A 12,368-nucleotide genomic window follows, 5' to 3' on the forward strand; every position below is an offset into this window, starting at 1 on the left:
AATTATCGATTCATAATTTAGAAGCTTTGTCGAAGTTTAAAACTTTGGCAAAGCTTTTTTCTTTAACTTTAATAAAACAAAAAAGTAAAACGATGCATTTTCCTTACTTAGACATAATTATCCGAAGCGTTGTGGTCTATTTTTTCATGACAATTGCCTTAAGAATATTTGGTAAAAAAGAACTTTCACAATTAAACACAGCCGATATTATTCTGATTTTACTAATTAGTAACTCGGTTCAAAATGCCATGGTTGGTCCGGACACTAGCCTTATAGGCGGATTAGTTGCGGCATTGGTATTATTTGTAGTCAACTTTGCAATTAAAAAACTAACCCGCAACTCTAAAACTTTAAGCAACTTATTACTTGACAAACCTGAAGTCCTAATCCATGACGGGAAACTAGATTTTAAAACTTTAAGCAGATTAGATATTTCACACGACGAATTAAAAGAAGCTGCAAGAGAACACGGTTTAGAACACCTAACAGATGTCAAACTTGCCATGCTGGAAATTGACGGAACAATCAGCATCATTTCAGCAGATCAAAAACATCTCAAACAGACGCATTACAAACGCAAACACAATCGTAAAAACTTACAGAATTTATAATTACAAAAAAGCCGATTTCAAATTGAAATCGGCTTTTGAATCATATCTTAGAAATGCGATTTACTTCTCACATTTTAAATATCTTTCATTAAATAAATACACTTAAAATAAAGTATACTAATCCAGCTAAAAGAGCTGAGATTGGAATAGTCAAAATCCAAGCCCAGATTAAGCTCACGGTAACTCCCCATCTTACGGCAGAAACACGTTTTGTTAATCCAACCCCAATGATAGACCCTGTAATAGTATGCGTTGTACTTACTGGAATTTTTAAGTGTTCTGTAAAGTAAAGTGTCAAAGCTCCTGCAGTTTCCGCAGCAACTCCTTCAAATGAACTTACTTTTGTGATTTTAGATCCCATTGTTTTCACAATTTTCCAACCACCACTTAAGGTTCCTGCAGCAATTGCAGAATAGCAGGCTAATGGAATCCAAGAAGGCATTCTAAAAGCACCATCTTCTGAGGGAAGAGCTACATCTAACCAAGGATCCATATGAACACCAGGATTTGTATTAATATAAACAACAACTGCTGCTGCAATAATCCCCATTACTTTTTGAGAATCGTTTCCTCCGTGACCTAAACTAAATGCGGCAGAAGATAATAACTGCATTTTCTTTAAAGCAGCATCAGCCTGATGAAGATTTAAACTGCTGAATATTAAACAAAACCCGCTTACTGTCAAGACAATAAAAGCAACCAAAAACCATTTAATATTATGAGGCTCAAATGCAACACTCCAAAAAACAGAAGAAGCAAAACGAGGTTTATGTCCATCTTTTATAATTTCTTCATAAGGAATCATTTGTACGTAAACAAACCAAATGGTTGCAAGCATTAAAGCTACAGTAAAGATTTTTGGGCCTATACTTTTACGCGAAGCATTTAATAACCAAATTGAAATTAAATACGATGCTATAACCCCTAAAAGCGGTGCTAAAACGATAAAAGCAATAATTATAATAACTCCCGAAGGCATCCCTCCATCTTTACCGGCCTTATACCAGCTTACAATTTCGTACCAGTAGTGAGTTGCTCCGTCTGCTCCAACATAACCTGAAAAACCATGAATTGCAATGGCATGTGCTACCGCCGCACCAGCAAAACCACCTATAAGAGTATGTGAAGAACTTGAAGGAATTCCCAACCACCAAGTTAATAAGTTCCAGCATATAGCTGCAATTACACCAGCTAAAATCACCACCAGATCAATTTGCATCGTATCCGCTGTTTTAGCAACAGTATCTGCAACACCAAATCCGAAAACCCAATAGGCCAGAAAGTTAAAAAACGCTGCCCAGACTACCGCCTGAAAAGGTGTTAAAACCTTTGTAGCAACAACAGTCGCTATAGCATTTGCCGCATCATGAAAACCATTGATGTAATCAAAAATTAAGGCAAGCACTATAATTAATATAAGTATAGTCATAAAATTATAACTTCAGATTGAAAAATTGAATTAAGAATGTTTTACAGAAATAGATTCTAGTATGTTCGCAACACTCTTACATTTATCTGTTGCTGATTCTAAAACAGATAACACCTCTTTATATTTAATGATATTTTTAGCGTCTGTTTCGTTTTCAAAAATTTCAAAAACTGCTTTGTTATAAACGTTATCCGATTTGTTTTCTAGTTTGTTAATTCTAGCACACGCATCTTTAATAACTTTAAAGTTTTTTAGATTTCTCAACTCTTTTACTGCACTGTCAATGTTTTGACAAGCCTCAAGGTTGATTTCTGTCATCTTTCTGATAGATTTTGTAATCTTATCAACTTGATACAATCTCATACGACTAGATGCACCATGTAGGTAATCTGCAACGTTGTCAATTGAAGTAATTAACGTGTGAATATCTTCTCTATCAAATGGAGTAATAAAGTTTCTGCTTAACTCAAGGTTAGTCTGACGTGTAATGTCTTCTCCTTTTTGTTCTAATTCGTCAATCTTTTGAAAAAGAATTTCTCTTTCTTTTAATGGTAAATTTACAGCTTCGTGTAAGTTAGAAGCTAATTCAATTAAATTGCTTGAAGCCTCTTCAAAAAGTGGAAAGAATTTTTTGTCTTTCGGCACTAAAAATTGGAAAATACTGTTTATTGACATTGTTTTATTTTTGATAGTGCAAAATTACTTCAATAATATTTTGCAATGTTAAGCCATTGTTAACAAATCGTTTTCTATTTGGAAACTCTCAAGGAATAACACTGTGTTTTCTATGTCATTATGTAAGATTCGGTCTTCTTTAACCAAAGGCACCACTTCTCTGTAACTGCTCAGGAACATTTCTATGAAATCACTTGATTTTAGTGGCTCTCTATACGCAATTGCCTGCGAAGCATTCAACAATTCGATAGCCAAAATGCGCTCTAAATTGTCTAGAATTCGTAAGGCTTTTGTCGCTCCGTTGGCTCCCATGCTCACATGATCTTCCTGTCCGTTGCTCGAAACAATACTATCGATACTTGCCGGCGTTGCCAATTGCTTGTTTTGACTGGCAATACTTGCCGCTGTGTACTGCGGAATCATAAATCCTGAGTTCAATCCTGGATTATCTACCAAAAATGCAGGAAGATTACGTAATCCTGAAATCAACTGGTAGGTTCTTCTCTCCGAAATACTTCCCAATTCTGCCAAAGCAATAGCCATAAAATCTAAGGCTAAAGCTAAAGGCTGACCGTGGAAATTCCCTCCGGAAATAATCTGATCGGCTTCTATAAAAATATTTGGATTATCAGTTACCGAATTGATTTCTGTTTTGAATACTTTTCGAACATAATCAATCGCATCTTTTGAAGCGCCGTGAACCTGAGGCATGCAACGGAAAGAATACGGATCCTGAACGTGTTTCTTTTCCTGAGCAATGATTTCGCTTCCGTCTAAGAATTCAGTAATTCTCTGTGCCGTCACAATTTGTCCTTTGTGTGGACGTATATAATGTATCAATTCGTTAAATGGCTCGATTCTTCCATCAAAACCTTCCAAAGAAATAGTTCCGATTAAATCTGCCAAATAAGAATATTTATAGGCTTTAATTAAAATATGAGCTCCGTAAGCACTCATAAACTGTGTTCCGTTCAATAAAGCCAAACCTTCTTTGGACTGTAAAACAATTGGTTCCCAGTTAAAATGTTTTAAAACTTCGGCAGAAGAAACTTTTTTGCCTTCAAAAAGCACCACTCCTTCTCCAATTAATGGCAATGACATATGAGCCAATGGCGCTAAATCTCCCGAAGCTCCCAGTGAACCTTGTGTATAGATTATCGGAAGAATATCATTATTGTAAAAATCTACTAAACGCTCTAAAGTCTTCAACTGCACTCCAGAATGTCCATAACTTAAAGATTGAATTTTCAGCAAAAGCATCATTTTTACAATTTCTGACGGAACTTCTTCTCCAGTTCCACAGGCATGCGATTTCACTAAGTTCTCCTGAAGCTTTGATAAATTTTCATTTGAGATTTTCACGCTGTATAAAGAACCGAAACCTGTATTTATGCCATAAATGGGCGCTGTATGCGATTCCATTTTTTTATCTAAATAATCACGGCATTTCTGAACGTTTACTTTAGCTTCTTCTGATAGTTCCAGCATTTTATTATGGGCTAAAATCTCTTGTAATGTTTCTAAAGTAATCGTTTCAGTACTTATATAATGGATCTCTCTCATGATGTTTTTCAATTTTAAGACGTCAAAATTCAACAAATCCATATTAAAAAGCAACAATTTATCACAATAATTAAAATTTCAATAAATCCGTTTGAAAGCTCTTAATTTATATTTCAAACCCAAATGATGTCTTTTGAGTGCTTTTCCACTATCTTTTTATTAAAATTCAACTCTTTAGAAAGATTTAATCGGCAAAAAACAATTGTTGAAATATATCAAAACCTCAATTTAGTCTGTTTAATTTTAACAAATGCTCAATAATGAATTATTGGGATTTGAATTATTAAAATATTCGCAAAAAGCCTTTTTAGGTTTTTAACTCATATAAAAATCTGTACTTTTGAAAAATCAAAAATGAAAAGTAACAGCACAAAATATCAATCTACAATGACAACTCCTACTAGAGTTGCAATTGCTGCTACCATTATTTCTACTACAACAACTACTACCCCTTAGGGGTATACATTTTCACATATAATCCTAGGTTACCTATACTTTTTTCTTGAAAGAAGAAAGTTATTGGATACATAAAAAACATTTACAAAAAAAATTGTCGCAGTTTTCAGTTTCAGTTCACAGTTGATAATCTTTGAACCTTTGTTACTCAAAATCTTCGCACCTTATTAAAAAATATCACAAAATGAAAGTATTAAAATTTGGCGGAACTTCGGTAGCCAATGCTCAAAATATAAAACTCGTTCTTGAAATCGTCAACCAGAAAGCAAAACAGGATCAATTAGTTGTAGTGGTTTCCGCTTTAAGCAAAGTAACCGATCTATTGCAGTCTGCGGCAGCAAAAGCGGCAGCAAACGATGAAAGTTTTAGAGAAGTTGTTGCTGAAATCGAGAAAAAACACCTTGACACACTTAAAGAACTTATTCCTGTAAGCGAACAAAGCAGTCTTTTAAGTCACGTAAAAAGAATCATTAATCATTTAGAAACTTTACTAGATGGTTGTTTCCTTTTAGGAGAATTATCTCCAAGAACTGCTGATACTATTTTAAGTTTTGGTGAATTACTTTCCTCTTTCATCATTGCGCAGGCTTATCAGCAGGTCGATAAAGATGCCGTTTACAAAGACAGTCGTGAATTAATTAAAACAGACAATAACTTCGGAAAAGCTGCCGTAAACTTTGAAGTTTCAAATAAACTAATTCAAGAATATTTTGCTTCAAATAAATCTAGAATCAATATTTTGCCTGGATTTATAGCACAGACTTTAGACGGAATCACTTCGACTTTAGGACGCGGAGGATCAGATTATACCGCTGCCATTATTGCCGGAGCTTTAGATGCTGAACAATTAGAAATCTGGACTGACGTAAACGGAATGTTTACTGCCAACCCAAAAATTGTAAAACAAGCACAGCCAATTGCAAATATTTCGTATCAGGAAGCAATGGAGTTGTCGCATTTTGGTGCCAAAGTTTTGTATCCGCCAACAATTCAACCGGTTTTAAGAAAAAACATTCCTATTTTAATCAAAAATACTTTTGAACCGGAAGCTGTTGGAACTTTAATTTCTGATGCTGTTCTTTCAAAAGATACTGTTGTAAAAGGAATCAGCCATATTGATCATATTTCGCTTTTAACTCTTGAAGGCCCAGGAATGATTGGAGTTGCAGGTTCGTCAAGACGTTTGTTTGAAGTATTATCTCAGGAAAAAATCAATGTTATTTTTATTACTCAGGCTTCTTCTGAACACTCAATCTGTATCGGAATTTTAAATTCTGATGCTGATAATGCCGAAGCTGCAATCAACAGAGCATTCGAAATCGAAATTTCTCAAAATAAAATCGATCCTTGTTATGTAGAAAAAGACCTTTGCATTATTGCTTTGGTAGGTGAAAACATGAAAAATCACCAAGGTTTAAGCGGAAGAATGTTCAGTACTTTAGGAAAAAACAACGTAAACATTCGTGCGATTGCGCAAGGTGCTTCTGAAAGAAATATTTCGACTGTAATTAATGAAAGAGACGTTAAAAAAGCATTGAATACTTTACACGAGAATTTCTTCGAAGAAAACACAAAACAGCTTAATTTATTCGTAATGGGAGTTGGAAATGTGGGAGAAAAATTCATCGAGCAGATTCACAGCCAAAAGAAATTCTTAAAAGATAATCTGAAGATTAACGTTCGTGTTATTGCTTTATCCAATTCAAGAAAAATGTATTTTGATGAAGATGGAATTTCTTTAAAAGATTGGCATTCGGCTTTAGACAAAGGTGAACCAGCAAGTATTGAAGAATTTATCCAGAAAGCAAAAGAATTGAATTTACGTAACAGTATTTTTGTGGATATTACAGCAAATGCAACGGTTTCTGAGGCTTACGAAAAATTCTTAAAAGAAAGTATTGCGGTTGTAACTTGTAATAAGATTGCTTGTTCATCTGCTTACGACAATTATAAAAAACTGAAAAGCTTATCTCGTCAATACAACGCTCCTTTCTTGTTTGAAACGAATGTTGGTGCGGGATTGCCAATTATAGATACTGTAAAAAATCTGATTGCGTCTGGGGATAAAGTGCATAAAATTCAGGCGGTTTTATCCGGAAGTTTGAACTTTATTTTCAACAATTTTGACGAAAACAACTCTTTCCACGATGTGGTAAAAGAAGCTGGAGTTCAAGGTTTCACAGAACCAGATCCAAAAATCGACTTAAGCGGAATCGACGTAGCTCGTAAAATATTAATCTTAATCCGCGAAAGTGGTTACGAAATGGACATCGACGCCATTGCAAACGAATCGTTTTTACCAGCAGAATGTTTAGCGACAACAAACAATGAAGATTTCTTTGCTTCGTTAATCAAACACGCTGCTCATTTTGAAGGTATTTACAACGAAGCTTTAGCCAAAGATTCAAGACTGAAATACGTGGCACAATTCGAAAACGGAAAAGCAAGCGTTGGTTTACAGTTCATTCCAAAAGATCATCCTTTCTATAATTTAGAAGGAAAAGATAATATCGTGCTTTTCTACACAGATCGTTACGTAGACCAGCCTTTATTGATCAAAGGAGCCGGAGCCGGAGCTGCGGTAACAGCATCAGGAATTTTTGCAGACGTTATCCGCATTGGGAATGTATAGCCGCTAAGACACTAAGACGCTAAGTCTTTAAGTTTTTTATACTTAGCATCTTAGAAACTTAGTACCTCAGAAACTAGAAAATAAAACTTTGTGTCTTAGCGCCTTCGTGGCAAAAACTCAAAGCCTTAAAAAAATAAAACTTTGTGACTTTGTGCCTTCGTGGCAAAACCAACCAAAAATGAAAGAAATTAAACTATTTTGCCCAGCAACTATCGCCAACCTCTCCTGCGGATTTGACGTATTGGGACTTTGCTTAGACAATGCGGGCGATGAAATGATTGTTCGAAAAGTCGATCAAAAAGGAGTTCGAATCACTAAAATTGTCGGTGCCGATTTGCCTTTGGAAACCGAGAAAAACGTTTCTGGAGTTGCGGCTTTGGCAATGCTCGAAACTTTAGACGAATTAGACTTCGGATTTGAAATCGAAATTTATAAAAACATAAAGGCCGGAAGCGGTATCGGAAGCAGTGCGGCAAGTTCTGCCGGAGCGGTTTTCGGAATAAATGAATTATTAGGAAGACCTTATTCTCGTAAAGATTTGGTTCAGTTTGCGATGCAGGGCGAGAAATTGGCCAGCGGCAACGCACATGCTGACAACGTTGCTCCTGCCCTTTTAGGCGCTTTTACTTTGGTAAGAAGTTATTCGCCTTTGGATATTATTAGAATTGACAGTCCGGAAGAATTATACGCAACGGTCGTTCATCCACAAATTGAGTTAAAAACATCTGATGCCCGTTCGGTTTTAAAACAAAATGTTTCCCTAAAAAGCGCCATCATGCAATGGGGAAATGTAGGCGGATTGGTCGCTGGTCTTTACACCAAAGATTACGAATTGATTGGACGTTCGCTTCACGACGAAATCGTTGAACCAGTTCGAAGCGTTTTAATTCCAGGATTTGACCAAATCAAACAAACGGCTTATGAAAACGGCGCTTTAGGTTCCGGAATTTCAGGTTCTGGTCCGTCGATTTTTGCTTTAAGCAAAGGGAAAGAAACCGCCGAAAAAATCGCAAAAGCCATGAGCGACGTGTACGAAAAAATGAATTTACCGTATGAAATTCACGTTTCGAAAATCAATCCTGATGGTGTAAGAATTATATAACACAAATTTCACGAATTTACACAAATTGATTCTTGAAGTTTAAACATAAAGAAAAAACTCAACGTTTGTCATTTCGAGGAACGAGACCCGAGCGATAGCGAACAGGCGAAGCAAATCACACTAGTATGTCGACAAAGATTGGCGAATTTCTGTACGGAGTTCCGAGTGTGATTTCTCCTTACGTCGAAATGACAAACATGGCGTGCCATACTGTGCGGGGCTTCGACTTCGCTCAGCCTGACAAAAAATGAAATAAAAAAGAAAAAAATAACCACAAAGCCTTGCGAACATTGCGTTTTCAAAAGAAACCAATTCCTTGCGCTCTTTGCGGTTAAAAAACACAAACCATTGGAATTTGGAATTTTAGCTCTGGGATTTACGTTCCAAAAAATCTAAAATCTAAAGTCAAAAATCTAAAATAATGAAATACTACAGTTTAAACCATAATGCCCCAAAAGTTTCTTTTCAAGAAGCTGTTATACAAGGATTAGCAACTGACAAAGGATTATATTTCCCAGAAAGTATTACACCGCTTGATCCTTCTTTTTTTGAGAAAATCGAAAGTTTAAGCCACGAAGAAATTGCTTTTGAAGCGATTAAACAATTTGTTGGCGACGAAATCCCAACAGAAAAACTAAAAGAAATCATTGCCGAGACTTTAGTTTTTGATTTTCCGGTTGTGAAAGTCGAAGACGGAATCTATTCATTAGAATTATTCCACGGACCGACAATGGCATTTAAAGATGTTGGAGCGCGTTTTATGTCGCGCTGTCTGGGTTATTTCAATAAAGACAAAAAAGATTCTAAAAACACCGTTTTAGTAGCGACTTCCGGAGATACAGGCGGAGCGGTTGCCAGCGGATTTTTAGGCGTTGACAGCGTTGATGTTGTCATTTTATATCCGTCTGGAAAAGTGAGCGATATTCAGGAAAAACAATTGACCACTTTAGGGCAAAACATAAAAGCGCTTGAAGTGGACGGCGTTTTTGACGATTGTCAGGATATGGTAAAAAAAGCGTTTTTAGATGAAACTTTAGCGCACAAAAACCTGACTTCTGCCAACTCGATTAATATTGCGCGTTGGTTGCCACAAATGTTTTATTTCTTCTTTGCTTACAAAGCGTTGAAAAGCCAAAACAAACCTTTAGTTTTCTCTTGTCCAAGCGGCAACTTCGGGAATATTTGCGCCGGAATTATGGCAAAGAAATTAGGTTTGCCAATTGAACATTTTGTAGCGTCGACAAACGTAAACGACACGGTGCCAAGATTCTTAGAAAACGGAAAATACGACCCAAAACCTTCTAAAGCAACAATCTCTAATGCTATGGACGTTGGAAACCCAAGCAACTTTATTAGAATTCAGGAATTGTACAACAATGACTTAAAAGCTTTCGAAAAAGACTTTTCTTCTTATAGCTATACGGATGAAGAAACGCTTGAAGCGCTAAAGAAAATTTATAACACAGACGGTTACATTGCAGAACCGCACGGTGCTGTGGGTTATTTAGGTTTGAAAAAAGAACTAGAAAAACACCCTAACGCCATTGGTATTTTCTTAGAAACAGCGCATCCTATTAAATTCTTAGATGTTGTTGAACCTGCATTAGGAATTACACTTCCTATTCCTGCTCAAATTGAGAGTGTTATTAATGAGGAGAAGGTTAGTCTGAAGATTGGGACTTATGCCGAGCTTAAGCAGTTTTTACTATAATATTTTATCTTTTATCAATTTTTAAAGCCATAAATAATATAGAAAAACATTCTGTATTATCTGTGGCTTTGAAAAAACTGAACTAAAGCTTAAAAAAGTGATGGATTCAACTCTTTTACCAGCCTTGATTTTTCTAATCTATCATTAATTATAGGAACATAATTTTTTTCAATTTCTATTCCAATATATTCAAAACCTAATTCCTGAGCTGCTACTAAAGTGGTTCCACTTCCTGAAAACGGATCAAAAATTATGTTTTCCTTATGCAATGGTACTAAAGTATCTACCAATTTTTTTATCAAGCCTAATGGTTTAACTGTACAATGATCAAATTTTTCATCTTTGCCCTTACTGCTAAAATTCTCTAGTATATTAGATTGAAATGAACCATCCTCATTCACTGTCTTGAAAACTCCTACATTAGTTTTCTGTAATGTTTCCCAATAATTATTGATCAATGGTTTTTGAACTAAAATTATGGCTTCCCATTCATTTCTAAAGGCACTATGCCAACCATTCCAATCTTCAGAGTTTGACTCTCCCATTTTCTCAAGTTTCTTCTCAAGATTTAATCCTCTCGGAATACCAGAATTTCTCTTATAAACCAACAAATCTCTTGTGTAAAAGCCACTATTTTCCAAAGCTATTTGTACATGCGCAATAGATCGATTACTATTAAAAACAGCAACAGGCGCACCAGCTTTACATACTCTAAAAAGTTCATCTGTCCATAATTGACACCATTTCATATATTCCAAATCGTTATTACGATTTTTTTCGTACCATCGGGAATTTCTAACACCTCCTGCTAAGCCACTTCCATATGGAATATTTTTAACCATCGTATTACTATCTTTAACACGCTCAGTTCTTCTTTTCACCTCTGAATCACTCCATTTGTGATCTATAAATTCATAATTATATGGAGGATCTGTTATACAGCATGCAATAGAGTTTTCAGGAAATTTTTTCATTACTTCAATACAATCCCCCTGATAAACTTTATTTGTCTCAAACTTCATAATAATCTTTTTATTTTATAAGTACCTTCTTTTTCTAATTTTAATAACCATTCTTTTAAATCAAAGTTTGTTTTGCCTTTTATATATTCAAATGTCTCATCAGAAGAATATCTAACCCATCCACCTTTATCCATTTTACTCAAAGCGGAAGGTAAATTATCAGTTCTTAAAAATAAAAATACTGGTCTATATCCTTCGTTTATCAACATTTTACCATAAGATTCAAATCCTTTTAAAGTTTTAGAATCTCCAGATCCAACTCTATATTTAGCATCAATAGCATCATTCCCAACAAAGAAATCTACTGGTTCATCTTTTCCAAATCTTGAAGGTGGCATATAATCTTTACAAGTTGTTTCAAATAAATTTCTTAAAAGACTTTCCCAGCATTTACCTAATTCACGTCCCCAGTATTGCTTATTTTCACTTTTTAACTCCTGAGTAATTCCGAAAGCGTTCATTAGTAAATCTGTATTATCATAACTATCTACATAAATTTTTTCACTAAAATTTTCAGAATATTTATTTAATACGTCCTTAAGCTTATCTTCAACTTGTTTCATAGTAATTTCTTTGATTATTCACAAAGAAAATCAATTACCACGATTTTTTTCCACTATCTTTGAAAAGATTATACAAATATATTCAAAAGTTTCCTAATACGCAAATAATATTTCGTGAAAAGCAATTTAAAATATAATAGAATTAAAATAGTTTTATTAGAACAAGAACGATCGAGTAAATGGTTATCTGAAAGAATCAACAAAGATAAATCAACTGTTTCTAGATGGTGTACAAATGATATGCAACCATCAGTTGAAACATTATTTCAAATTGCAGAAGCATTAAATGTCTCTCCCAAGGATTTATTAAATGATTTGTTCGTTCAAGAAAATTCATAATATCTCCGAATAGCGCTAGTAGCGATTGAAAAAAAAAGGAGGCTGTCTCAAAAGTAAAATCAAGCTGTTGAGAATCGCGTAAATGGAAAATTTCTCCGATAAGTACCCAAATAAAAAAGAGGTTGTCTCGACTTTTGAGACAGCCTCCTCTCTTTTATATTTTACAGCATCTTTTAAAAACATTTATTTCTCATTCAACAATTTCTTTGCGTTCCCCGCTAAAGCGAGAATCCCGCTCGTGAATGTAAAGAAATTGAAAAACCAA

The 12,368-nt window shown here is 34.9% G+C and carries 10 protein-coding genes; 5 read left to right on the plus strand and 5 right to left on the minus strand.

Annotated features, from left to right (window positions below; genetic code table 11):
- Positions 1 to 92: 92 nt before the first annotated feature.
- Positions 93 to 611, plus strand: a complete 519-nt coding sequence (locus tag BM289_RS04195) for a DUF421 domain-containing protein (protein WP_091491548.1) — start codon at positions 93 to 95, stop codon at positions 609 to 611.
- A gap of 88 nt (positions 612 to 699) precedes the next feature.
- Here BM289_RS04195 and BM289_RS04200 read toward each other — a convergent pair whose 3' ends face one another.
- Genes BM289_RS04200 through hutH form a run of 3 tightly spaced genes read right to left on the minus strand, consistent with a single transcriptional unit; the run spans position 700 to position 4,278 of the window.
- Complete coding sequence (locus BM289_RS04200; RefSeq protein WP_091491115.1) at positions 700 to 2,040, minus strand: inorganic phosphate transporter; 1,341 nt, start codon at positions 2,038 to 2,040, stop codon at positions 700 to 702.
- A 30-nt stretch (positions 2,041 to 2,070) separates the two neighbouring features.
- Positions 2,071 to 2,715: a DUF47 domain-containing protein gene (locus BM289_RS04205; RefSeq protein ID WP_091491116.1), complete on the minus strand. Its 645-nt coding sequence runs from the start codon at positions 2,713 to 2,715 to the stop codon at positions 2,071 to 2,073.
- Between the two features lie 48 nt (positions 2,716 to 2,763).
- On the minus strand, positions 2,764 to 4,278 hold the full coding sequence (gene hutH, locus BM289_RS04210) for a histidine ammonia-lyase (protein ID WP_091491550.1): 1,515 nt from the start codon (positions 4,276 to 4,278) through the stop codon (positions 2,764 to 2,766).
- Positions 4,279 to 4,918: 640 nt separating this feature from the next.
- On the opposite strand from hutH, the gene thrA reads away from it, so the two are divergent.
- From thrA to thrC, 3 genes are all read left to right on the plus strand, one after another.
- Positions 4,919 to 7,366, plus strand: a complete 2,448-nt coding sequence (thrA, locus tag BM289_RS04215; RefSeq protein WP_091491118.1) for a bifunctional aspartate kinase/homoserine dehydrogenase I — start codon at positions 4,919 to 4,921, stop codon at positions 7,364 to 7,366.
- 178 nt (positions 7,367 to 7,544) lie between these two features.
- Complete coding sequence (locus BM289_RS04220) at positions 7,545 to 8,468, plus strand: homoserine kinase (protein WP_091491120.1); 924 nt, start codon at positions 7,545 to 7,547, stop codon at positions 8,466 to 8,468.
- 421 nt (positions 8,469 to 8,889) lie between these two features.
- Entirely contained in the window at positions 8,890 to 10,179 is a 1,290-nt protein-coding gene (thrC, locus tag BM289_RS04225) for a threonine synthase (RefSeq protein ID WP_091491122.1), read from the plus strand.
- An 89-nt stretch (positions 10,180 to 10,268) separates the two neighbouring features.
- On the opposite strand, the gene BM289_RS04230 is transcribed toward thrC, so the two are convergent.
- Positions 10,269 to 11,201, minus strand: coding sequence for a DNA-methyltransferase (locus BM289_RS04230; protein ID WP_091491123.1), 933 nt, complete (start codon positions 11,199 to 11,201; stop codon positions 10,269 to 10,271).
- Entirely contained in the window at positions 11,198 to 11,764 is a 567-nt protein-coding gene (locus BM289_RS04235) for a hypothetical protein (protein WP_091491125.1), read from the minus strand. The genes BM289_RS04230 and BM289_RS04235 overlap by 4 nt, the downstream gene beginning before the upstream one ends.
- 114 nt (positions 11,765 to 11,878) lie before the next feature.
- On the opposite strand from BM289_RS04235, the gene BM289_RS04240 reads away from it, so the two are divergent.
- Positions 11,879 to 12,103 (plus strand): helix-turn-helix transcriptional regulator, encoded by a 225-nt coding sequence (locus BM289_RS04240; RefSeq protein ID WP_091491126.1) that lies wholly within the window; start codon positions 11,879 to 11,881, stop codon positions 12,101 to 12,103.
- Positions 12,104 to 12,368 lie beyond the last annotated feature (265 nt).

The organism is Flavobacterium phragmitis, assembly GCF_900112575.1.
In the GTDB taxonomy this organism is placed as follows: domain Bacteria; phylum Bacteroidota; class Bacteroidia; order Flavobacteriales; family Flavobacteriaceae; genus Flavobacterium; species Flavobacterium phragmitis.

Bases quoted from the DNA above. Each gene is read 5' to 3' on its own strand.
- BM289_RS04195 (WP_091491548.1), top strand. From the start codon at position 93: ATGCATTTTCCTTACTTAGACATAATTATCCGAAGCGTTGTGGTCTAT.
- BM289_RS04200 (WP_091491115.1), bottom strand. From the start codon at position 2,040: ATGACTATACTTATATTAATTATAGTGCTTGCCTTAATTTTTGATTAC.
- BM289_RS04205 (WP_091491116.1), bottom strand. From the start codon at position 2,715: ATGTCAATAAACAGTATTTTCCAATTTTTAGTGCCGAAAGACAAAAAA.
- hutH (WP_091491550.1), bottom strand. From the start codon at position 4,278: ATGAGAGAGATCCATTATATAAGTACTGAAACGATTACTTTAGAAACA.
- thrA (WP_091491118.1), top strand. From the start codon at position 4,919: ATGAAAGTATTAAAATTTGGCGGAACTTCGGTAGCCAATGCTCAAAAT.
- BM289_RS04220 (WP_091491120.1), top strand. From the start codon at position 7,545: ATGAAAGAAATTAAACTATTTTGCCCAGCAACTATCGCCAACCTCTCC.
- thrC (WP_091491122.1), top strand. From the start codon at position 8,890: ATGAAATACTACAGTTTAAACCATAATGCCCCAAAAGTTTCTTTTCAA.
- BM289_RS04230 (WP_091491123.1), bottom strand. From the start codon at position 11,201: ATGAAGTTTGAGACAAATAAAGTTTATCAGGGGGATTGTATTGAAGTA.
- BM289_RS04235 (WP_091491125.1), bottom strand. From the start codon at position 11,764: ATGAAACAAGTTGAAGATAAGCTTAAGGACGTATTAAATAAATATTCT.